Origin of the sequence: Halomicrobium sp. HM KBTZ05 (assembly GCF_041530035.1) — an archaeon.
Lineage (GTDB): Archaea > Halobacteriota > Halobacteria > Halobacteriales > Haloarculaceae > Halomicrobium.
In genome coordinates, this window is the sequence record NZ_CP168057.1 from 1,876,652 (window position 1) to 1,899,034 (window position 22,383).

At 66.6% G+C, this 22,383-nt stretch carries 23 protein-coding genes; 17 read left to right on the top strand and 6 right to left on the bottom strand.

Annotated elements, in window-relative coordinates:
• The first annotated feature begins 50 nt into the window (after positions 1-50).
• The 14 genes from ACAH01_RS09810 (at position 51) to ACAH01_RS09875 (ending at position 14,192) form a co-directional block, all read left to right on the top strand.
• Positions 51-314: a hypothetical protein gene (locus ACAH01_RS09810; RefSeq protein ID WP_170094178.1), complete on the top strand. Its 264-nt coding sequence runs from the start codon at positions 51-53 to the stop codon at positions 312-314.
• 97 nt (positions 315-411) lie between these two features.
• On the top strand, positions 412-2,634 hold the full coding sequence (locus tag ACAH01_RS09815; RefSeq protein WP_372479048.1) for an OB-fold nucleic acid binding domain-containing protein: 2,223 nt from the start codon (positions 412-414) through the stop codon (positions 2,632-2,634).
• Between the two features lie 72 nt (positions 2,635-2,706).
• Positions 2,707-3,024 (top strand): hypothetical protein, encoded by a 318-nt coding sequence (locus ACAH01_RS09820; RefSeq protein ID WP_372479049.1) that lies wholly within the window; start codon positions 2,707-2,709, stop codon positions 3,022-3,024.
• Positions 3,025-3,075: 51 nt separating this feature from the next.
• Complete coding sequence (locus ACAH01_RS09825; protein ID WP_372479050.1) at positions 3,076-3,591, top strand: cupin domain-containing protein; 516 nt, start codon at positions 3,076-3,078, stop codon at positions 3,589-3,591.
• Positions 3,592-3,634: 43 nt separating this feature from the next.
• Complete coding sequence (locus ACAH01_RS09830) at positions 3,635-5,296, top strand: tRNA uridine(34) 5-carboxymethylaminomethyl modification radical SAM/GNAT enzyme Elp3 (protein ID WP_372479051.1); 1,662 nt, start codon at positions 3,635-3,637, stop codon at positions 5,294-5,296.
• A gap of 176 nt (positions 5,297-5,472) precedes the next feature.
• A complete protein-coding gene (locus ACAH01_RS09835) occupies positions 5,473-6,186 on the top strand; it encodes an MBL fold metallo-hydrolase (RefSeq protein ID WP_372479052.1) in 714 nt (237 codons plus the stop codon).
• A 47-nt stretch (positions 6,187-6,233) separates the two neighbouring features.
• A complete protein-coding gene (locus ACAH01_RS09840) occupies positions 6,234-7,301 on the top strand; it encodes an NAD(P)/FAD-dependent oxidoreductase (RefSeq protein ID WP_372479053.1) in 1,068 nt (355 codons plus the stop codon).
• A 36-nt stretch (positions 7,302-7,337) separates the two neighbouring features.
• Positions 7,338-9,464: a ribosome rescue protein RqcH gene (rqcH, locus tag ACAH01_RS09845; RefSeq protein WP_170094172.1), complete on the top strand. Its 2,127-nt coding sequence runs from the start codon at positions 7,338-7,340 to the stop codon at positions 9,462-9,464.
• A gap of 179 nt (positions 9,465-9,643) precedes the next feature.
• Positions 9,644-9,844: a hypothetical protein gene (locus ACAH01_RS09850; protein WP_170094171.1), complete on the top strand. Its 201-nt coding sequence runs from the start codon at positions 9,644-9,646 to the stop codon at positions 9,842-9,844.
• Positions 9,845-10,006: 162 nt separating this feature from the next.
• Positions 10,007-10,495, top strand: a complete 489-nt coding sequence (locus tag ACAH01_RS09855; RefSeq protein WP_153553412.1) for a 50S ribosomal protein L11 — start codon at positions 10,007-10,009, stop codon at positions 10,493-10,495.
• Positions 10,496-10,792: 297 nt separating this feature from the next.
• Positions 10,793-11,431 carry a 50S ribosomal protein L1 gene (locus ACAH01_RS09860; protein WP_153553413.1) on the top strand — a complete coding sequence of 213 codons (639 nt, stop codon included), beginning with the start codon at positions 10,793-10,795 and terminating at the stop codon, positions 11,429-11,431.
• Between the two features lies 1 nt (position 11,432).
• Entirely contained in the window at positions 11,433-12,482 is a 1,050-nt protein-coding gene (locus ACAH01_RS09865; RefSeq protein ID WP_372479054.1) for a 50S ribosomal protein L10, read from the top strand.
• A gap of 8 nt (positions 12,483-12,490) precedes the next feature.
• A complete protein-coding gene (rpl12p, locus tag ACAH01_RS09870) occupies positions 12,491-12,838 on the top strand; it encodes a 50S ribosomal protein P1 (protein ID WP_372479055.1) in 348 nt (115 codons plus the stop codon).
• A gap of 124 nt (positions 12,839-12,962) precedes the next feature.
• Positions 12,963-14,192 carry a tripartite tricarboxylate transporter permease gene (locus ACAH01_RS09875; protein WP_372479056.1) on the top strand — a complete coding sequence of 410 codons (1,230 nt, stop codon included), beginning with the start codon at positions 12,963-12,965 and terminating at the stop codon, positions 14,190-14,192.
• Here ACAH01_RS09875 and corA read toward each other — a convergent pair.
• The 3 genes from corA to ACAH01_RS09890 form a co-directional block, all read right to left on the bottom strand.
• On the bottom strand, positions 14,187-15,170 hold the full coding sequence (gene corA, locus ACAH01_RS09880) for a magnesium/cobalt transporter CorA (RefSeq protein ID WP_372479057.1): 984 nt from the start codon (positions 15,168-15,170) through the stop codon (positions 14,187-14,189). The two genes, ACAH01_RS09875 and corA, sit on opposite strands and share 6 nt — an antisense overlap.
• A 201-nt stretch (positions 15,171-15,371) precedes the next feature.
• A complete protein-coding gene (gene cysS, locus ACAH01_RS09885; RefSeq protein ID WP_372479058.1) occupies positions 15,372-16,856 on the bottom strand; it encodes a cysteine--tRNA ligase in 1,485 nt (494 codons plus the stop codon).
• Between the two features lie 53 nt (positions 16,857-16,909).
• Entirely contained in the window at positions 16,910-17,386 is a 477-nt protein-coding gene (locus tag ACAH01_RS09890; protein WP_372479059.1) for a hypothetical protein, read from the bottom strand.
• Positions 17,387-17,470: 84 nt separating this feature from the next.
• Here ACAH01_RS09890 and ACAH01_RS09895 point away from each other — a divergent pair, with 84 nt between their 5' ends.
• Positions 17,471-18,346 (top strand): CbiX/SirB N-terminal domain-containing protein, encoded by an 876-nt coding sequence (locus tag ACAH01_RS09895; RefSeq protein WP_153553420.1) that lies wholly within the window; start codon positions 17,471-17,473, stop codon positions 18,344-18,346.
• A gap of 153 nt (positions 18,347-18,499) precedes the next feature.
• Positions 18,500-19,579, top strand: coding sequence for a DR2241 family protein (locus tag ACAH01_RS09900; RefSeq protein WP_372479060.1), 1,080 nt, complete (start codon positions 18,500-18,502; stop codon positions 19,577-19,579).
• 3 nt (positions 19,580-19,582) lie between these two features.
• Here ACAH01_RS09900 and ACAH01_RS09905 read toward each other — a convergent pair whose 3' ends face one another.
• The 3 genes from ACAH01_RS09905 to ACAH01_RS09915 are packed head-to-tail and all read right to left on the bottom strand — an operon-like array spanning position 19,583 to position 21,829.
• A complete protein-coding gene (locus tag ACAH01_RS09905) occupies positions 19,583-20,140 on the bottom strand; it encodes a hypothetical protein (RefSeq protein ID WP_372479061.1) in 558 nt (185 codons plus the stop codon).
• A 50-nt stretch (positions 20,141-20,190) separates the two neighbouring features.
• Positions 20,191-20,385: a methytransferase partner Trm112 gene (locus ACAH01_RS09910; RefSeq protein ID WP_049940806.1), complete on the bottom strand. Its 195-nt coding sequence runs from the start codon at positions 20,383-20,385 to the stop codon at positions 20,191-20,193.
• A 49-nt stretch (positions 20,386-20,434) separates the two neighbouring features.
• Positions 20,435-21,829 (bottom strand): adenylosuccinate synthase, encoded by a 1,395-nt coding sequence (locus tag ACAH01_RS09915; protein WP_372479062.1) that lies wholly within the window; start codon positions 21,827-21,829, stop codon positions 20,435-20,437.
• Between the two features lie 207 nt (positions 21,830-22,036).
• Between ACAH01_RS09915 and ACAH01_RS09920 the strand changes: the two genes are divergently transcribed.
• Entirely contained in the window at positions 22,037-22,342 is a 306-nt protein-coding gene (locus tag ACAH01_RS09920; RefSeq protein WP_153553424.1) for a hypothetical protein, read from the top strand.
• Positions 22,343-22,383: the final 41 nt, after the last annotated feature.

Genomic DNA, 22,383 nt, shown 5'->3' on the forward strand with positions numbered 1-22,383 from the left:
CGCCCGGCCACGTCGAACAGTTTAGGTGGCTGCCGGCCGGCTCCTCGAATATGCTCACGCTCGACCTCGACGACTTCATGTTCGAACTCAAAGACGGCGCACTCAAACACGTCGGCCCCTCGAACCGGACCGCGACCGCGAAGCTGTACGATGTCGAAGGCATCGACGTACGGGAGTTCGGCGACGAGCGCGTCAAGCTCGCCTTCGAGGACGACGACGGCAGCCAGTTCGAGATCGCCCTCGCGCCCGAGCAGGCAAGCGAGGTCGCTCGTGGCGTCGAGATGCTCGAATCGGAGAGCCAGATCTACGAGTAGCGGGACGGAACCGACCGACGGCAGGCCCCGCCCGGCCGGTCGGCGAGCGACGAGGATTTCGACAACCGTTTTAGTGCCGAAATGCTTTCACCGGTCAATGGGTTCGTGTATCATCTGTGGCACCTCCGTCGACGGTCACATCTGTGACCTCCACGAGGAGGACGTCCTGTTCGAATTCCGAGGCGACCATCCGAATCAACTGACGACCAATCGATACTACCGCGGCTCCGTCGACGGCTTCGCCGAGTTCGGCGTCTTCGTCGACATCGGCGATCGCGTGACCGGGCTGCTCCACCGCAGCGAGCTGGATCAGCGACTCGACTCGCTGGACTGGGAGCCGGGCGACACCGTCTTCGTGAAGGTGAAAAACGTCCGAGACAACGGCAACATCGACCTCGGCTGGTCGATCCGACAGGCCGAGCGAGAGTTCCGCGGCACGCTGATCGACGATCCCGAGTTCGACACGGCGCGACTCGCCGAAAACGTCGCGGAGGACGAGTCGGGAAACGGGCGTGAGGAGCCGGCGGCGGACGCCGACTCCAAACCGTCGCCCGACGAGCAAGCCGTCGAAGCGACGACCGACACAGACTCCTCGCCCGACGACCAGACCGTCGAAGCGACGAGTGACGCCGAACCGTCGGCCGACACCGCCGAAACGACGACCGACGCCGACGCGGCGAAGATCAGCCAGGCCGACGACAGCGAGCGCGTCGAACGAAGCGCCAGCGTCGTCGGACAGGGCAGTACGGCGACGGCCGAGAGCGACGACACGTCGGCCGACGCCGAGAGTGACGATGCAGTCGACCAGCAGCGAGACCACCCCGTCGTGACGGTCGACAGCCTGGACGACCACGAAGGCGACGACGTTCGCCTCGAAGGCGAGATCGTCGACGTTCGCCAGACCAGCGGGCCGACGGTGTTCGAGCTCCGAGACGAGACCGGGACCGTCGACTGTGCGGCCTTCGTCGAGGCGGGCGTCCGCGCCTACCCCGACATCGTCGAAGAGGACATCGTCCGACTGGACGGCGACGTGCGCCGTCGCCGCGGCGAGATTCAGGTCGAGACCGAGACACTCGTCGCGCTCGACGGCGACGAACGCCAGACCGTCGTAGACCGGATGGCCGACGCGCTCGACGACCGCGCCCGGCCCGCCGCCGTCGACGCGCTCGCCGAGGACCCGACGATCGAGGCACTGGCCGACGATCTCGTCGACGCCGCGACGGCGATCCGACGCGCGGTCATCACCGACCGCCCGGTGATCGTCCGCCACTCCGCGACTGCCGACGGCTACGTCGCTGGCGTAGCCCTCGAACGGGCGACGCTCCCGCTGGTCGCCGACGAGCACCGCCGAGCCGACGCGCAGTACCACTACTTCGATCGCCGACCGCTGGAAGGCGGCGTCTACGACATGCAAGACGCCACCAAGGACGTGACGAACATGCTCGAAAACCGGGAGCGCCACGACGAGAAGCTCCCGCTTTTCGTCTTCGTCGCCGCCGGTGGGACCCGCGAGAGCCTCGACGGCTTCGATCTGCTCGACGTGTACGGCGCACCCCGCGTCGTGATCGACGACGCCGTCGCCGACGAAGCGATCGCCGACTCGGTCGACACGCTCGTCAGCCCGTCGCTGGCCGGTGCGTCGCCGACGACGGCGACGGCGCTGGCGGCCAACGTCGCCGCCCACGTCAACGAGCACGTACAGGACGATCTCGTCCACCTGCCGGCAGTCAGCTTCTGGGACGAGACGCCAGCGTCCTACCTCGACGCCGCGGCCGAGGCGGGCTACGACGAAGCCTCGGTGACGGAGCTTCGCGACGCGGTCGCGCTGGAAGCGTACTACCAGTCCTACGAGGACAAGCGCGAGCTGATCAAGGACCTGCTGTTCGGTGACGACGAGGACGACGTGACCGGGCTCGCCGGCAACGTCGCCGAGCAGTTCCGCGAGAAGCTCGCGACGGAGGTCGACACCGCGACGGCCAACATCGAACACGAGGAGATCGGCGGGACGACCGTCGCCGTCCTCGACACCGACGCCTTCACGCACCGCTACGACTTCCCGCCGTCGACGATCCTGCTCGACGAGCTGTTCCGGCAGGCCGACAGCGAGACGGACGCACTCGTCGGCGTCGCCGACGACACCCTGTTCGTGCGGGCCGACGAGACGGTCGACGTACACGATCTGGCCGACGCGATCGACGAGGCCGCACCGGAAGCCGCCGTCCGGACACGCAGCGCCCGCGAGCAGTCGATCCGATTCCTCTCGGGCGAGCGCGACGCCGTGATCGACGCGACGCTGGCCGTCGTCGGCGAGCGGTTCTGACGGCTCGACCATCACGACAGCGGCGGTCGAGCAGACACAGCCTCTTTGTGCCGTCGACGAAATCCCCCAGCTATGGCCCTCCCCGCACCAGAAGCTGTGCTCGTGTCGGCGACACTGTTGCTCCCCGCGCTCGTGCTCGCCGTCGTTCGCTGGCGAGGGGCGATCCGGCGCTGGAAGCTCCCGCTCGTCGCCGGTGTCTGGCTTGCAGTAGTCGCGAGTCTGACGAACACAGCGAGCGAACCGGGGTCGCTGCCGGCCAGATTCGATCAGACACTCGTGAGTGCCGTCGTCGTCGGAGCATCCCTCCTGAGCATGGCACTGGCCATCTACAGCTGGCGACTCTACAGGGCCGACCCAGACGCGACTGTCAATCTCTTACCGCCCCGGTAGTCGTCGACGGACCACCAGAACGCTCTTGCAGTCGATCGGCGAACGCCACGTATGGACGATCAGGTCCTCGATACGGACGCCCTCGACTGGGAGGAGTACGATCACGGGACTCGCTCGTTCAGGGGCAAGCGCTTCACGCGAGCCAGCGCCGCCAGCGAACTGGGCTGTAGCCTCTACGAGATCGAGCCGGGCAAGCGCGGCTGGCCCGCCCACTACCACGAGGGAAACGAGGAGGCGATCTTCGTCCTCGACGGCGACGGGACACTGTGGCTCGGGAGCGACCGCGAGGAACGCGACCTCGAAGCGGGCGACTTCGCGGTCTTTCCCCGGAGCGAAGCCGGCCAGCACGAACTCGAAGCCGGGCCGGACGGGCTCCGGTATCTCGCGATGTCGACGATGAACGAGCCCGACATCACGGTCTACCCGGACAACGACGCGGTCGGCGTGTTCGCGGGCTCGCCACCCGGCGGCCAGAAGAGCGAGCGCCGACTCTCGAAGTACCTCGATCTCGACGCCGAGGTGCCGTACTGGGACGACGAGGACGGCGACGGCCGGCGGGAGGAGTAGCGACACGCTTATTCGCGCGAGCGAACGAACTGTGACAACGGCAATGAGCACCGAGACGGGCGATCCCACCGAGTCCGAGGCGTTCGAGCAGGTCTGTGCAGAGCTGGTCGACCGCATCCTCGCGGGCGAACTGGAGCGCGAGGACGTGGAGAGCGCCAAGATGGAGGTCTGTTCGAAGTACTCCGCACCGAAGGTCCCGAAGAACTCGGAGATCCTCGACTACGCGCCGCTGGAACGACGCGAAGAGCTGGAGGAAGTGCTCCAGCGCAAGCCGGTGCGGACCGCCTCGGGGGTCTCGCCGATCGCGGTGATGACCTCGCCCCACCGGTGCCCACACGGGAAGTGTCTCTACTGTCCCGGTGGTCCCGATTCTGAGTTCTCGTCTTCGCAGTCTTACACCGGCCACGAGCCCGCGGCCGCCCGCGGCGTCCAGAACGACTACGACCCCTACGGACAGGTCACCCTGCGGCTGAACCAGTTGCGCGAGATCGGCCACCCCGTCGACAAGGCCGAACTGATCCTGATGGGCGGGACGATGACCGCACGGAGCCACGACTACCAGGAGTGGTTCGTCAAGCGCGCCATCGAAGCGATGAACGACTTCGACACCGAGGCCCAGCCAGCGCCCGCAGAGGGCGAGAGCTTCGCGCAGGACCCTGACGAGTACGACTTTCGCTACCTTGAGGACGTGATCGCGGAGAACGAGACCGCCGACGTGCGAAACGTCGCCACGACGTTCGAGACGAAGCCCGACTGGTGCGATCCCGAGCAGATCGACCGGATGCTCCGGCTGGGCGGGACGAAGGTGGAGGTCGGCGTCCAGACCACCTACGAGCGGATCAACCGGGAGATGCACCGCGGCCACGGCGTCCAGGCCAGCGTCGACGCGAACCGCCGGCTGCGAGACTCGGCGTTCAAGGTCGGCTTCCACATGATGCCCGGCCAGCCCGGCATGTCCAAGGAGATGTGTCTGGAGGACTTCCGGCGCATCTTCGAGGACAGCAAGTGGCGACCGGACTACCTCAAGATCTACCCGACGCTGGTCGTGGAGGGAACCGTCACCTACGACTGGTGGCGCAAAGACGAGTTCGATCCCCTGGACAACGACGAGGCCGCGGAACTCGTCGCCGAGATCAAGTCGATGATCCCGAAGTACACCCGCCTCCAGCGCGTCCAGCGTGACATCCCCGCGGACTTCATCGAGGGCGGCGTCTGGAAGTCGAATCTCAGACAGCTCGCCCGACAGCGCATGGACGAGCACGGCTGGACCTGCGACTGCATCCGCTGTCGCGAGGTCGGGATGAACGACGAGGACCCCGAACGGATCGAGAAGGACGTCATGACCTACGAGGCTGCCGGCGGGACCGAACACTTCATCAGCTTCGAGGATCCCGACAAGGACCTGCTCGTGGGCTTCTGTCGCCTCCGGTTCCCGAACGATCCGGTTCGGCGCGAACTGCAAAACGCCGCGCTCGTGCGTGAACTCCACGTCTACGGCAGCCAGGTCGGCCTCGGGAGCGCCAGCGAGGACGACCAACACCAGCACGAGGGATACGGTCGCCGACTGCTCGCGACGGCAGAGGAACTGGCGGCCGACGCCGGCTACGACAAGCTCGCGGTCATCTCCGGTATCGGCGTCCGGCAGTACTACCGCGAGAAGCTCGACTACAAGCAAGACGGCCCGTACGTCAGCAAGCGACTGTGACCGGACGAACGGAGTGAGTCCGGCTTTTTCACCCATGTTTTTGCACGAGGGTTCCCGCAACGAGCCCAGCGAGTGAGGAAACCCGACGTGGAAAAAGATGGGAGTGGCCCGTACGTCAGCAAGCGACTGTGAAATCGGGCGACACTCATTAGCGTGGGGCCGGCGTACGGTCGGCAATGGCACGGAGGTTGATCGACGGGGTCTGGGAGCTCGATCTGGGACTACTGCCGCCGCTGGCGTCGAACGCGTTTCTCCTCGACGAGCGGGAGATGGACGGCACCGACGGCGAGGCGGTGACGCTGTGTGACACCGGCCTGTTCTGGAACGAGCCCTCGATCAGAGACGAACTCGCAGCCGTCGGTTGCGAGCCCGGCGATCTCGACCGCGTCCTGTTGACCCACTACGATCTGGACCACGTCGGCGGGCTCGAACGGCTGCAACCGGAGTTTACCGGCCCGGTCTTCCTCGGGCGAGCCGACTACGAGCTGGTCGAGAACGGCGCACCGCCGCCGTCGAACAACCACAAGGGGCTGTTCCACCGCGCCGCCCGGACGCTCTGTCCGCTCCCCGACGGGATCGACCTGCGGCCGGTCGACGACGGCGAAGCCGTCGGTCAGTTCGCCAGCTACGCAACACCGGGACACAACCCGGGACACACGGTGTACGTCCACGACTGCGGCGTGGCGCTGCTCGGCGACCTCGTCTGGGAGGAGGGCGGTGCGATGACGACGCCGATCTGGTTCGACTCCTACGACATGGATCGGGTCCGGGCGTCCGTCAGGGAGTTCGCCGCGCGGGCACCCGCCTTCGAGGTGGCGGCGATGGCCCACGGGACGCCGTTCGTCCGCGACGGTGACGACGTACTGGGCGCACTCGCCGCGACGCTCTGACCGATCGAACGAGCGGGTTTTTGTACTGTCCGTGTGGAGATCTGTCTATGCAACGATCAGTCGCGGTCGTCGGTGCGGGGGCGGCCGGTGCGGCGGCGGCGTACGCGCTCCGGGAACACCCCGTGGACGTGACCGTCTTCGAGAAGAGCGGCGGCGTCTGCGGCCGTGCCGCGACCCGGCGGCGCGACGGTTGTGTCTACGAGTACGGTGCCAACTACCTGACTGCCGACGACGACCGCGTGGCCGAACTGGTCACCGAGGAACTCCCGACCGACGGACTCACCGAGATCGACGAGCCCGTGTGGGGGTTCGATTCTGACGGGGCGATACGCGATGCGCCGACGCGATCCGCGGAACAGGTGAGCGAGGATCGCGACGAACAGACGACGCGGTGGACCTACGAGCAAGGGATCACCCAGCTCGCGAAGCGGCTGTTCGCGGCCGGCGACGCGACGGTCCACCGGCACACGCGCGTCGAGTCACTGGCGCGAAGTGAGGCGGGCTGGCGTGTCACCGACGCCGACGGCGGAACCTACGGCCCGTTCGACGCCACGCTCCTGACGCCACCGGGTCCACAGACCGCGGACCTGCTGGGTCAGTCGGAGTGGCGACACGCCGACCGACGGCGGCTCAGGCAGGCCGCCGCCTCCGTCCCCTATCGCACCGTCGTCGCCGGTCTGTTGCACTACGATTTCGAACTTGACCGCCCGTACTACGGACTGGTCAGCGAAACCGAGGACCACGACGTGGGCTGGGTCGGCCGCGAAGAGTGCAAGGCGGGGCACGTCCCAGACGGCGAGACGCTCCTGTTGGTCCAGATGGCACCGGACTGGTCGGTCACCCACTACCGTGACGACGCCGCCACGCTGACCGACGCGATCGCAGACGCGACGGCGACGCTACTGGACGACGACCGACTGGCCGAGCCCGACTGGACCGACCACCAGCACTGGCGGTACGCGCTGCCGGACGACGGCGTTGCGGCGGACACCCTGGAGACGGCACCAGCGCACGACCTCTTTGTGGCCGGGGACTGGGTCGCGGGCGAGGCGCGGCTCCACGCTACCGTCCGGAACGGCCTGAGAACCGGCGAGCGAATCGGCGAGCACCTGTAGCGAAGCGGTTTTGCGTCCCGGCCTGCACCACCCGACATGGACCACAAGCGGGAGCTGACGAGCGTCGACCTCGCCGCCCTCGAACGGGAGTTGGGCGGCTACGAGGGGGCCAAGCTCGACAAGGCGTACCTCTACGAGGACGACCTCCTGCGGCTCAAGATGCGGGACTTCGACCGCGGCCGGGTGGAGCTGCTGATCGAGGTCGGCGAGAACAAGCGCGCCCACGTCGTCGACGCCGACCACGTCCCCGACGCGCCGGGCCGACCGCCCAACTTCGCGATGATGCTTCGCAATCGGATCGCGGGCGGCGAGCTGGCCGACGTGCGCCAGTTCGAGTTCGACCGGATCATGGAGTTCGAGTTCGACCGTCCCGACGCCTCCACCACGGTCGTCGCGGAGCTGTTTGGCGACGGCAACGTCGCGGTGCTCGACGAACACGGCGAGGTCGTCGACTGCCTGGAGACGGTCCGGCTCAAGTCACGCACCGTCGCGCCGGGCAGCCAGTACGAGTTCCCGTCGGCGCGGTTCAATCCGCTGACCGTCGACTACGAGACGTTTCTGGAGCGGATGCGCCAGTCCGACGCCGACGTGGTGCGGACGCTCGCGACCCAGCTGAACTTCGGGGGGCTCTACGGCGAGGAGCTGTGTACCCGGGCCGGGATTCCGTACAACCAGGCCATCGAAGACACCGACGAAGCGGAGTTCGAGCGGCTCTACGAGGTGATCGCCGAGCTGAAAGAGCGCCTCCGGAGCGGCGACCTCGATCCGCGCGTCTACTACGAGTACGAAGAGATCGAGGGCGAGGAGATCGAGCGTCGCGTGGACGTGACGCCGATCCCCCTCGAAGAGTACGACGACGTAGAGAGCCGTGCCTTCGAGACCTTCACCGAGGCGCTGGACGAGTACTTCTACGAGGTCGAACGTGAGGACACGGCCGAGGAGATCGCCGACGCGGGCGTCGACCGGCCGGACTTCGAGAGCGAGATCGAGAAGTACGAGCGCATCATCCAGCAACAGCAGAGCGCGATCGAGGACTTCGAGGCCGACGCCGAGGCCGAGCGCGAGAAGGCAGAGTTGCTGTACGCCCGCTACGACCTCGTCGACGAGATCCTCTCGACGATTCAGGGCGCGCGAGCCCAGGACACGCCGTGGGACGAGATCGAGGCGACCTTCGAGGAGGGCAAAGAGCAGGGCATCGACGCGGCCGAGGCCGTCGAGGGTCTCGACGGCAGTGAGGGAACGGTGGCCCTGTCGATCGACGACGTGCGCGTGACGATCGACGCGACGATGGGCGTCGAGAAGAACGCCGACCAGCTCTACCAGGCGGCAAAGCGCATCGAGGAGAAGAAAGAGGGCGCACAGGCCGCGATCGAAGACACGCGAGAGGATCTCGAAGCCGTCGAGCGACGCCGCGAGAACTGGGAAGCCGAGGACACGACGGAGACCCAGGAACAGACGGAGGAGTCAGACGACGTCGACTGGCTCTCGCGAGCGTCGATTCCCGTCCGGAGACAGGAGCCGTGGTACGATCGCTTCCGGTGGTTCCGCACCTCGAACGACTTCCTCGTGATCGGCGGCCGCAACGCCGACCAGAACGAGGAACTGGTCAAGAAGTACCTCGACCGCGGAGACAAGTTCTTCCACGCGCAGGCCCACGGCGGTCCCGTGACCGTCCTGAAGGCGACCGGTCCCAGCGAGTCCAGCCGCGACGTGGACATCCCGGACCAGGACAAGCGCGAAGCAGCGACGTTCGCAGTGGCGTACTCGTCGGTGTGGAAGGGCGGCAAGTACGCCGGTGACGCGTACATGGTCGATCCCGACCAGGTGTCGAAGACCCCGGAGAGCGGCGAGTACCTGGAGAAAGGCGGTTTCGCGATTCGAGGCGACCGGACGTACTTCCGGGACCTCGAAGTCGACGTGGCCGTCGGAATCTCCTGTGAGGACTGGACCGGCGTTCTCGGCGGCCCGCGATCGGCCATCGAAGACCGCGTAGCGACCAGTATCGAGATCGAACCCGGCCAGTACGCACAGAACGACATCGCGAAGCGACTGTACCGAGAGTTCAAAGAGCGGTTCGAAGACGAATCGTTCGTCCGCAAGGTTGCCAGTCCGGACCTGATCCAGGAGTTCCTCCCGCCGGGCGGCAGTCGAATGGTCGAGTAACCCCCCGCCGCCCAGCACCGTTTACCAGCAGTGAACGGCGTCCAGAACGGTGTCACAGCGCCGACAGCTGCCGATCAGAAATATCCGGGAGTATTAGACGAGAGAACGGACGAACATCGAATTCTCGGCGATGCGAGTACTTCGATACACTAATACCTCGTCCGACACCACATCCGATAATGGCAAGTGCCGACCGGTTTCGCGACAGCACGCAGATCCTCCTGCCAGCCGCTGCCCTGGACGGCATCCGCGAAGACCTCGAACGCGAGTTTACTCTGACGGTACGCGAGGAGGGAACACAGGTCCGCATCATCGGTTCGCCAGTGGAGATCAAGGCGGCCTCGGACTTCCTGGCGATGAACGGCATCAACCTCGCCTGACGCCGTCGACCGTCGCTGTTTGATATCTGCGACGCCGGGACACACCGTCTCGACCGTCGTGACCGGCGCGATTCTCCGACACCGACAAGAGCGGTGTGGTTCACTCCCACGCGGCGTCGTCGAAAAGCAATCCTTAAAACTGCTGGGCAGGTCCAACCTAACATGGCTGGAACTATCGAAGTGCTCGTTCCGGGCGGCGAGGCCAACCCTGGCCCGCCCCTCGGTCCGGAGCTGGGGCCGACCCCCGTCGACGTGCAGGCAGTCGTCCAGGAGATCAACGACCAGACCGCGGCCTTCGACGGCACCGAAGTGCCCGTCACCGTCGACTACGACGACGACGGCTCCTTCGAGATCGAGGTCGGCGTCCCGCCGACGGCCGAGCTCATCAAGGACGAAGCTGGCTTCGACACCGGATCTGGCGAACCCCACGAGGAGTTCGTCGCCGATCTCTCGGTCGACCAGATCAAGCAAATCGCCGAGCAAAAGCAGACCGACCTGCTCGCGTACGACACGAAAAACGCCGCGAAGGAAGTCGTCGGCACCTGCGTCACGCTGGGTGTCACCATCGAGGGCGAGAACCCCCGCGACTTCAAGGAGAAGGTCGACGCCGGCGAGTACGACGACGTCCTGCTGGACGCCGCCGAGGCCTGACTGGGCCACCGACGCCGGTTTTCGGCGCTTTTGCCGATCCTCATACCGTCGGCTGTGACTTCGTGAAGAGCTTCGCCACCCCGGGTGGCGAAATCGTTCACAGATGTACAGCCGGCAGTATGAGCGACAGCTGGGTGACACGGAGACCGACGACAGTGCCGTCGCTACCGTGGTTCGACGGCTTTAAGTGTCGCATCGGCTTCGTACCGGGTGAGACAGGCGACTGTACTGTCTACGACAGTACGCCCTGTTTCACTGACCCGTAGAAGCCCGTTGGGCGTACTACGGAGGTGAACAATGGCAGACCAGGATATAGAGAACGCAGTCTCTCGCGCACTCGAAGAGGCCGACCCTCGGAACTTTACCGAGACAGTCGACCTCGCCGTCAACCTGCGCGACCTTGATTTGAACGATCCGTCGAACCGTATCGACGAGAGCATCGTCCTTCCTGCCGGTACCGGCCAGGAGACGAGCATCGTCGTGTTCGCCGAGGGGGAGACCGCTCTGCGAGCCGAAGACGTTGCCGACCAGGTCATGTCCAGCGACGAGCTGGCCGAGCTGGGCGACGACGACGATGCAGCGAAAGATCTCGCCGACGATACCGACTTCTTCCTCGCAGAGGAAGCGCTGATGCAAGACATCGGTCGCTACCTCGGGACCGTCCTCGGTCCACGCGGGAAGATGCCGGACCCGATCAGTCCCGACGACGACGTCGTCGAGATGGTCGACCGAATGCGCAAGTCCGTGCAGATCCGCAGTGGTGACCGCCGAACCTTCCACACCCGCGTGGGTGCAGAGGACATGTCCGCCGAGGAGATCGGCGACAACATCGACGTCATCCTGCGCCGCCTGCACGCCGACCTGGAGAAGGGGCCGATGAACATCGACTCGGTCTACGTCAAGACCACGATGGGCCCCGCGGTGGAGGTGGCCTAACATGAGCGCCGAAGCAGAACGAAAGACCGAGACGATCCCCGAGTGGAAGCGCGAAGAAGTCGACTCGATCGTCGAGATGATCGAGTCCTACGACAGCATCGGGGTCGTCGCGATCACCGGCATCCCCTCGCGCCAGCTCCAGGACATGCGCCGTGGTCTGCACGGGACCGCAGAACTGCGCGTCTCGCGCAACACGCTGCTGGAGCGTGCACTCGACGAGGTCGACGCCGGCCTCGAACAGCTCGGCGACTACGTCTCCGGTCAGGTCGGTCTGATCGGGACGAACGACAACCCCTTCGGGCTGTACAAGGAACTGGAAGCCTCGAAGACGCCCGCGCCGATCAGCGCGGGCGAGGTCGCGCCCAACGACATCGTCATCCCCGAGGGAGACACGGGCGTGGATCCGGGGCCGTTCGTCGGCGAACTCCAGAACGTCGGTGCCAACGCGCGCATCGACGGCGGTTCGATCAAGGTCGTCGAAGACTCGACCGTGCTGGAAGCGGGCGAGGAAGTCTCGACGGACCTCGAGAACGTCCTCGGCGAACTCGGGATCGAGCCCAAGGAAGTCGGGCTCGACCTGCGTGCCGTCTTCGCCGACGGCGTGCTGTTCGAACCCGAGGAGCTCGAACTCGACGTCGAGCAGTACGAGGCAGACATCAAGGCCGCCGCGTCGGCCGGGTGGAACCTCTCGGTCAACGCCGAGTACCCGACCACGCAGAACGCGTCGACGCTGCTACAGAACGCACGCGGCGACGCCAAGAGCCTCGCGGTGTTCGCGTCGATCGAGGACCCCGAGGTCGTGCCGGAGCTGGTCAGCAAGGCCGACGCACAGGTCCGTGCGATCGCTGCCCAGATCGACGACGAAGAAGCGCTGCCGGAGGGACTCCAGGGCGTCGACGCCCAGCCGGCAGCCACAGAAGCATCGACCGACGAAGACGAAGCTGACACTGAAACCGAGGACACCAGCGACGACGCCGAGGCCGAAGCGGCCGAGGACGACGACGATGACGACGACGAGGACGCTGGTGACGCACTCGGAGCAATGTTCTAATTACAACAATGGAATACGTTTACGCTGCACTCATCCTGAACGAATCGGGCGCAGAGATCAACGAAGACAACCTCACTGACGTGCTCGACGCCGCTGGCGTCGACGTCGAAGAGTCCCGCGTGAAGGCGCTCGTCGCCGCACTCGAGGACGTCGACATCGACGAGGCCGTCGACGAGGCCGCCGCCGCACCCGTCGCAGCCGGCGGCGCTGCCGCGCCGGCCGCCGAGGGCGGTGCCGAGGAAGACGCTGGTGCCGAGGAAGAGGCCGCAGAAGAAGAGGCCACAGAGGAAGAAGCCGGCGACGACGACGAAGACGAGGGCGACGGCGGCGAAGGCCTCGGCGAGCTGTTCGGCTAATTCGGCCACAGCACCAACACTTCGATTCTTTCGACACAGATCCGAGAGCGGCAGCGCTGCGTCCGTGATTGGTCGGGTAGCGACGCCACAGGTTTATCTGCGAGGGCGGGACCAGCCCGTCGCAGTGACCGGACCGGTACAGTTCGTCGTCGACCCAGAGCTGACAGTGGCGACACTGGCGGCGATCGCCGGTGGGATCGCGCTGGGAACGATCAGCGGGCTCGTGCCGGGCATCCACGCCAACACGTTCGCGCTTGGGCTGGCGACCGTCGCGCCTGCGGTCCCGGGACCGCCACGGCTCGTCGGTGCGGCGATGCTGGCCGCCGGGACGACCCACACCTTCCTCGACGTGGTGCCGGCGATGGCGCTTGGCGTGCCCGATCCGGCGATGGCCGCGAGCGCGCTCCCGAGCCACCGCCTCGTGATCGCCGGTCGGGGACGGGAAGCGCTCCGGCTGTCGGCGCTTGGCAGCGGGCTCGCGGTGGCGCTGGCCGTCCCGCTGGCGGTCCCGATCACGCTGGCGATGACGCGCCTGTACCCGACAGTCCGCACACATCTCGGCCCGCTGCTCGCCCTCGTCGGGGTGGCCCTGGTGGTCACCGAGCGCGGACGCTGGCCGCGGATCGGTGCCGGCGTCGCGCTGGTCGGCAGCGGTGTCCTCGGTGTCGTCATACTGCCGATCGAACCGGACGGTCCGGTCGCGGTCGGGAGCATGTTGATGCCGCTGTTCGCGGGGCTGTTCGGCGCGCCGGTGCTGATCGAGAGCATCGGCGGCGACGGCGTGCCCCCACAGGACGACGCGACCGTGGCACTCTCCCGGCGGTCGATCGGCGTCGTCGCACTGACTGGGACCGTCGCCGGAGCGATCGTCGGCTACGTCCCCGGCGTGACGGCGGCGATCGCTGCGACCGGTGCCCTCGCCGCGCTGTCGGGGTCGGGACCCAGAGAGTTCGTGGTCGCGACCAGCGGCGTCAACACGGCGACCGCGGTCTTCGCGCTGTTCGCACTCGTCGCCCTCGAAACGCCACGGACGGGTGTGCTCGTCGCCTTCGAGCAGACCGACGCGCCTCTGGCCCTCGGCCTCCTGCTCGTCAGCGTGACCGTCGCCGCGACCGCCGGGTTCGTGCTGGTCCCGCTGGTGGGCGATCGCTACCTCGCCGTCGTGGGGACGCTGGATACGACGCGACTCGCCGTCGCCGTGTTGGTCTCGCTCGTCGGCCTCGGATGGTTGTTCGCCGGTCCGATCGGCGTAGCGTCGCTGGCTGCCGGCACCGTGATCGGGCTCGTCCCGGCCCGCTGTGGCGCACGGCGGGCGAATCTGATGGGCGTCCTGCTCGTCCCCCTGGCGTTATAAGTAGCCCTGTCGGCGAAAGTACGCCAGCATCACGACGCCGATCAGCGCCATCACGACGAGGACCGCCGGGTAGCCGTAGGCCCACCCCAGTTCGGGCATGTTGTAGGGGCTCGCGGCCGGATCGAAGTTCATCCCGTAGACGCCAGCGACGAACGTCAGCGGGATGAAGATCGTCGCGACGACGGTCAGCGTCTTCATCACCTCGTTGGTCGACTGCGAGAGCGCGTTGAGGTAGATGTCTCGTGCGCCCGAGACGAGGTCCCGATACGTCTCGGTGAGGTCCGCGAGTTGGACGAGGTGGTCGTACACGTCCCGAAAGTACTTCTCGGTCTGTGGCTGGACCTGTGCGGGATCGCCGCGCGCGAGGACGCCGACGGCCTCTCGGGCCGGCCAGACCTGTTTCCGGAAGGAGAGCAGGTCGCGCCGAACCGCGTTGATCCGTTCGAGCGTCTCCCGGTCGGGCGAATCGATCACTTCGTCTTCGATCGCCTCGATGAGGTCCTCGACGCGGTCCAGCACCTCGAAGTAGTCGTCGACGACGACTTCGATGACGCGGTAGGCGGTGAAGTCGGCTCCGTGCTGGAGCAGTCGCTCGTCCTCACGTTCGACCGCGTGTCGGACCCGGTCGACGGGCGACGCAGCACCCGGCGAGACCGAGACCACCCAGTCGTGGCCGACGAACAGTCCGATCGGCGTCGTCGAGAGCTCTTCGGCGAACGTCGTCGCACCGCCGGCCAGCGTGATCGTCTTCAGCAAGACGAAGGTGTACTCCGGGAACGTCTCCGTCTTGGCGCGAACGCCGTTCCGGAGGTCCTCGACGGTGAGCGGGTGGATGGCGAACGTCTCGGCGATGGCGTCCAGCTCCGCGTCGGTGACCTCGGGTGCGTGGACCCAGGTCGTGCCCTCGGCGTCGCGTGCCGCCGCGAGTTCGTCGTACCGGCTGATCCCGTCGTCGCCGAAGACGAACGCGTCGATCACGGCACGGACCCTCCCCGAGAGTCGGACGAGCGAGGGTTCTTGTCGACGAAGATTCCCTCGGACCGGGCAGAGGTGGCGTGCGAGCGGGTCCCCGCTGACGATCTCATACGACGGTCCACAGCAGCGATCGACAAAAGCGTTCTCGCTGGTCACCGAGGCGCTGGCGGTGGTGAGCGGACGGACACGCTCGCAGGTGGCTAGCTATCCGAGTCGGTAGGTCGGGCCGTCGTCGGTGTCCTGTACTTCGACACCGAGGGACTCGATCTCGTCTCGGAGTTCGTCCGCCCGCTCGTAGTTGCCGGCGGCTCGCTCGGCCTCGCGTACGTCCAGCAGGAGTTCGACGAGATCCTCGGCGATCGACACGTCGCCGCCCTCGGAGCCACCGAACGAGAGCCCGAGGACGCCACCGCCCAGTTCCTCGATCGTTTCGACGGCCGCACGCAGCGCCCGGTAGTCGAACGACGACCGCTCGTCGACGTGGACGTTGACGGCACCGACAAGTTCCGTCAGCGCCGCGAGCGCCTCGCGGGTGTTGAAGTCGTCGTTCATCGCCGTCTCGAAGTGCTCGCGGGCGGTGGTGACGGCCGTCCGGAGCGTGTCGTCTTCGACCGTCGCGTACGCGTCTGCGTCGTCACACGCCTGTACGGCCCGTTCGTAGCCTCGTTCGAGCGTCTCCCAGCGCTCGATTGCCTCGTCGATCGTCGCCTCGCTGTAGACGGCGCTGTTGTGGTAGGCCGTCGACAGCAGGAACGTCCGGACCACGTCCGTCCCGTACTCGTCGACGGCCGCCTCGACCGTGAAGAAGTTGCCCAGCGACGAGGACATCTTCTCGCCTTTCGTCTCCAAGAGGCGGACGTGAAGCCAGTGGCGCGCGAACTGCTGGCCGGTCGCGGCCTCGCTCTGTGCGATCTCGTTTTCGTGGTGCGGGAAGACGAGGTCCTGACCGCCGACGTGGATGTCGATGGTCTCTCCGAGGTGGGTCGTACTCATCGCCGAGCACTCGATGTGCCAGCCGGGTCGGCCCTCGCTCCACGGGGCGTCCCAGGTCTGGGCGGTCTCGCAGGCCGCTTCGGGGGGCGACGCCCCCTCGTTCTGGTGTTCTTCGATCGCCGCCGGATCGACGCCGCCGGCCTTCCACAGCGCGAAGTCCGCGGGGTTTCGCTTCTCGGTTTGCTCGTCCGGGTCGCCCTGGGCCTCGATCTCGTCGAGTTGCTGGTTCGAGAGCTTCCCGTACTCCTCGAAGGTCGTCACGTCGAAGTACACCGAGCCGTTTGCCTCGTAGGCGTAACCCTTCTCGATTAGCGTCTCGACCATTGCGACGATCTCGGGGACGTGTTCGGAGACGCGCGGGTACACCTCCGCGCGTCGGAGGTTGAGCGCGCGCATGTCGTCGATCACCGACTGGACGTAGTGGCGGGCCACGTCGGCCTCGCTCTCGCCGTCCTCGCCCACGCGGGCGACGATCTTCTCGTTGATGTCGGTGAAGTTCTCGACGTGACGCACGTCGTAGCCCAGGTGCGCCAGCCAGCGATGCATCACGTCGACGTGGACCCACCCGCGGGCGTGTCCCAGATGAGCGGGATCGGAGGTCGTCAGGCCACAGTAGTAGAGCAAGACGGAGTCGGGGTCCTGTGGCTCGAACGCCTCTCGCTCGCCGGTGAGCGTGTTGGTCACGCGAAGCGTCATCGTCGAGTACCAGACGAGGCGGCGATTTCAAAGCGTCGGATGTGCGGCCAGGCTCACGCGTCCAGCGTCGCCTCGACGGCCCGCACCGCGTCGGGGCCGTCACGGCGACCGACCACTACCAGTGCCGTCTCCTCGGCGAATCCCGCGGCGTCGACGCCGATCCCCTCGGCTCTGAGCGCGCCGAGCACCCGCTCGAACGTGTCGACGCCGGTGAGGCCGGCGACGACGAGTCCAGTCAGCGAGCCACTGTCGGGGGCGTACGCCGCGTCGGCGACCGTGATCAGAGCGTCCCCGTCGTCGGCCCGGCCGAGACCGCTGCGCATCTCGACGCGCGCGTCGGCTTCGGGGCCGACGTCGCCGTCCAGTTCCTCGGCGTAGCGACGCAGTGCCGTCGCGACGGCGTCGGTCTCGCCCTCGACGGGCAGCCAGCGGGCGGCGGCGGTGTAGTTGACCACGCCGGCCCGGAGCGCGTCGTAGAGGAACGGTCTCGCACGGACGGCCTCTCGCGTTCGCGCTGCGAGTGATGCCATGGCGGACCGTTCCGTCGGCCCCGGAAAAGCGTCACTGGTTCCGGCAACGAAGCCCCTAAGAACGTCTCTCCCCAACAACTGGTCATGCAAGCGCTCGTCATCGCGGCCCACGGATCGCACCTCAGCGCCGGGTCATCGACGCCGACGTTCGACCACGCGGACACGATCCGCGCGGTGAGCGCCTTCGACGAGGTCCGCGAAAGCTTCTGGAAGGAGGAGCCACACTTCAGGGAAGTGCTGCGGACCGTCGACGCCGACGAGGTCTATCTCGTGCCGCTCTTCATCAGTGAGGGGTACTTCACCGAGCAGGTGATCCCCCGCGAGTTCCGCCTCGACGAGTGGGACCCGGCGCTGTGGGACTCGGACGGTACCAGCGCCGACACGGCGACGCTGACGGCCGAAGACACCGGGCAGACGATCCACTACTGTGGTCCCGCCGGGACCCACGACGCGATGAGCGACGTGATCGTCCAGCGAGCCCAGTCGGTCACCGGCGACCCGGATGTCGGCGACGGCTTCGGGCTCGCGGTCGTCGGTCACGGCACGGAGCGCAACGAGAACTCCGCGAAGGCCATCGAGTACCACGCCGACCGCATCGGGGAGCGCGACCGCTTCGACGAGGTGCAGGCGCTGTTCATGGACGAGGACCCCGAGATCGACGACGTGACGGAGTACTTCGAGAGCGACGACATCGTCGTCGTCCCGCTGTTCGTCGCCGACGGCTACCACACCGAGGAGGACATCCCCGAGGACATGGGGTTGACCGACGACTACCGGACCGGCTACGACGTGCCCACGACGGTCGACGGCCACGACATCTGGTACTCCGGTGCCGTCGGGACAGAGCCCCTGATGGCCGACGTGTTGCTCGAACGGGCCGCCGACGCGGGCGCGGACGTGGGCGACGCGATCCAGCGGGTGAAATCCGAGACCGGCGGGGCAGAGGCCAGCGGCGACTGATCCCCGAGTACTGATACTACCGGCTGTACATCTGTGAACGATTTCGCCACCCTGGGGTGGCGAAGATCTTCACGAAGTTACAGCCGGCAGTATGAGGGCGAGACGCCCCACTGAACCGCCCCACTTTTCTCGACAGAATCCTTCCGGTCGACCATGCAGGGTGCCCACTTGGACGCACTGGTGACGACGGCAGCCGACGGCATCGCGTTCGACGGACTCGTCGTGGAACCGGACGACGGCGGTTACGTCGTCGCGGTCGACGGCGACAGCCACACGGTCGAGACCGACGAGGACCTCCGCCGCGTCGCGACAGAGTACCCTGCGTACGTCTCGAACTGGTATTTCTGGCACACGAGCGCTCCTCAGAAAGAAGACCGCTGGGCGTTCCTCCGGTGGATCGAGGGGGCCGAAGAACGCACGGTGCCCGAACGCTACGACGCGCTCGCAGACGGAGTGACCGAGAGCTGGGGACAGCTACAGATCACGGCCCGCGTCGACGACGGCAGTCGGCGCTACGACATCCGTCACGTCGACGACACGGCCACGGACGCGACGCTCGAACGCCACGACGACCCGCTCGACGCTCGAACGCTCGTCAAGCACGACGACGACGGCAAGTACCGTCCGCTGAAGACGGCTCCGACACTGCAGACCGGCTGGCAGTTCGTCGATCTCGGTCCTGCCGATCTCGTCCAGACCGTCGAGTTCGTCTACCCCGCGACGGTGGCCAACTGGCACCGCGAGCGGACCGGCGACCTCGACGTCAACCACTGGCGCGAGACGATGGAGCGCCAGAGCGGGATCTACGGCGTGGTCCAGACCTGGGACCGCGGCGAAGGGTACGAACACGTCAACTGGGTCGCCGAGGCCTGCTGTGACGACTCGCAGTGTCTGAAGCGTCGGGAGTGGGAGTACGACGACGAGACCGAACTCGACGTCGACGGCGGTGACGGCGAGTTCCCGTGTCGCGAACCGTGCTCGCTGGTGATTTCGGCCGCGCGCCGCTGGACGAAGCTAGAAGGCGAACAGTCCCAGACCTACGAGTTCGAGCTCACCCCGAGCGAGAAAGAACAGGTCGAGCGGATCGTCGAGGCGGTGGCCGACGGCGAGACCGAAGCGATCAGAGAGGCCGACGTGTACGACGGAGCCAATCGCTACCGGACACGATTCCTGCGGGCGAAGCTGTTCGACGACGAGGGGAACCTCTGTGGCGTCGAAACCGATGCGGAGTGATCGTCACTCGCCGACTGCGAGCGCGGTCGCGACGGCGACGGCCGCGAGGACGACGAACGCCCCGAGCCAGGCGGCCGTCCCACCGACCCAGGCTGCGACCGCCAGCGCCAGCGCGACGGCGACGAGCCCGAGAGCCAGCAGCGGCCACGGAACGGCTCTCACGCCGGTCGTGTCGTCGCGTCCGTCCGACCGGGGCTGGGGCTTGGACAGCGACTCGTCGACCTGGACCGGCTCCTCGGTCTCGATTGGCTCGTCGATGTCGACATCGACGTAGCGAGTCTCGGCCCCGTAGCTGGTAGCGATCTTGAGCTTGCCGAACGTCGAGCCGTGGCTGTGGACTGTGACCCGAACCTGCCGCTCGGACTCGCGCTCGACGTGGTGGTTCGGCGCTTCGATCGAGGCCAGTTCCGAGAGGGCGTCGTCCAGGTGCAGGTGAACGTGGGTCGGCTCGCCGTGGTTGACCAACAGGATCTCGAAGGAGTCGTCGGTCTCGAAGCGGTCGGCGACTTCGAGCGAGTGCAACGACGCCCTGTTGACGTGCACGGGTAACGTATCAGGCACGCCAGAGAGTGGGCGACGCCGGCAGAAAAAGGTTCATGTAGTGACAGCCATCAGGCCGGCGCGTCCTCGCGCATGTCCGGCGGGAGGAGATTCGGGATCCCGTCTTCGATCGGGTAGCTCTCGCCACACTCCGTACAGACCAGCGAGCCGGCGAGCACTTCCTCGTCGTCGCGCTCGTCGACTTCGAGGTCGAGCTCGTGCTTGTCGAGCGGACAGCAGATGATGTCCATCAGATCCTCCTTCATACACCCGTCTCCGGTCGGCGCTGTGAAAAACGTGCCGGGTGTCGACGGTCTAGAACGGTCGTTCGCAGACGATCGTCTCCTCGCGGCCGGGACCGACGCCGACCGCGTAGATCGGAACGTCGAGTTCGTCGCTGACGTACTCCAGGTAGGTCCGGGCCGTCTCCGGGAGCGCGTCGTAGCCCTCGTCGGCGACCGCGGCCCAGTCCTGCTCGTCCCACCCCTCGAAGGTCCGGTAGTTGACCGCACACTCGCCCCACCGTTCGGTCGTCGGGGGCATCGAGAGCAGTTCGTCGCCGTCGAGCGTGTAGGAGTGGCCGACCCGGATCTCGTCCAGTCCCGCGAGCGTGTCGACGTGGTTGACGACGATCCCGGTGAACCCGGAGGCCCGCGCGGCGTGACGGAGCATGGGCATGTCGAGCCAGCCGACGCGGCGCGCGCGGCCGGTGACGGTGCCGTACTCGCCACCCACCTCGCGGATGTAGTGTGCCAGTTCCTCTTCGCTCTGGGGCTGGTCGATGTCCGCCGAGAGATCCGGCGACTCGCTGGCCTCGTAGCCGGGGGTGTGGCCCTCGACGCCGGCCAGCTCCGTCGGGAGCGGGCCGGTGCCGACGCGTGAGAGGTAGGCTTTCACGATCCCGATGACTTCGCCCTGGCCGACCGTGGTCGGACCCAGGCCGGTCCCGGTACAGGCCCCGCCGGCCGTCGGGTTCGAGGAGGTGACGTAGGGATAGATCCCGTGGTCGATGTCGATCGAGGTGCCCTGTGCGCCTTCGAGCATGACGTTCTGGCCGCCGTCGATGGCGTCGTCGAGGAACGAGCCGACGTTGACGACCATGCCTTCCGCTTCGAGTCGGCGGCCGTACTCGCGGTACTGCTCGAACAGCGGCTCGACCTCGAAGGCCTCGTCGGTCTCGATGCCGAACACGTCCGCTGCGAGGGCACGCTTCTGGGGGACGACGTACTCCAGTCGGGCCCGAAGCGTCTCGGGATCGAGCAGGTCGCCGACGCGAACGCCCCGCCGACCCGCCTTGTCCTCGTAGGTCGGACCGATACCGCGGCCGGTCGTCGCCGCTTCGAGATCGCCTTCCTCGCTCTTTGCGTCTTCTTCGATTCCGTCGAGAACGCGGTGGTAGGGGAAAATAACGTGAGCACGAGCGGCGACGCGAACGTCGGGTTCGATCCCGCGCTCGCGCAGCGCGTCGAGTTCGTCGAACAGCGTCTCGGGGTTGACGACACACCCGTTCCCGAGAACGCCGATCTTCCCGCGAATGGCTCCGCTCGGAACGAGAGAGAGCTTGTACTCCTCGCCGCCGTCGACGACGGTGTGGCCGGCGTTGTCGCCGCCCTGATAGCGGACGACGACGTCCGCCGCGTCGCCGTAGACGTCGACGATCCCGCCCTTCCCTTCGTCGCCGAGCTGCGAGCCGACGATGGTTACGGTCATCAATCTCGACTTTCAGCCACCGGGGTATACAGATTACGGTACCGCGCGCGACGAGACTGTGCGCACGCACCACGACAGCTTTATGCACACATTCGCTGTACGCTAAGATAGCTCGCTGCCAGCAGGGGGAGATCGGCGAAATATACCGGCAAACAGCCCCCCACGACAGCAACTTTTAAATCCTGCAAACACAAGTTAACAATTGCCATGATAGACAGGCTTGAGAAGGAAGTAGATATGCTGGAGCGTCATCTGCAGGTTCTGCGGATGGTCATCGAGAACGAACCGATCGGTATCGTGAAGATGTCCAACGAGACGGGCTACCCGCACCACAAGGTTCGGTACTCGCTGCGCGTCCTCGAAGAGGAGAACCTCATCGAGCCGTCGAGCCAGGGTGCCATCACGACCGAACAGACCGCCGAGTTCGTCGACGACCTCGACGAGAAAGTCGACGAGATCATCGACAAGCTCGAAGGCATGAAGATCGAAGACGCCGCCGAGATCGAAGGCTGACGCTCCAGTCGGGTGGGGATCGGACCGCCGCGTTCAGTTCT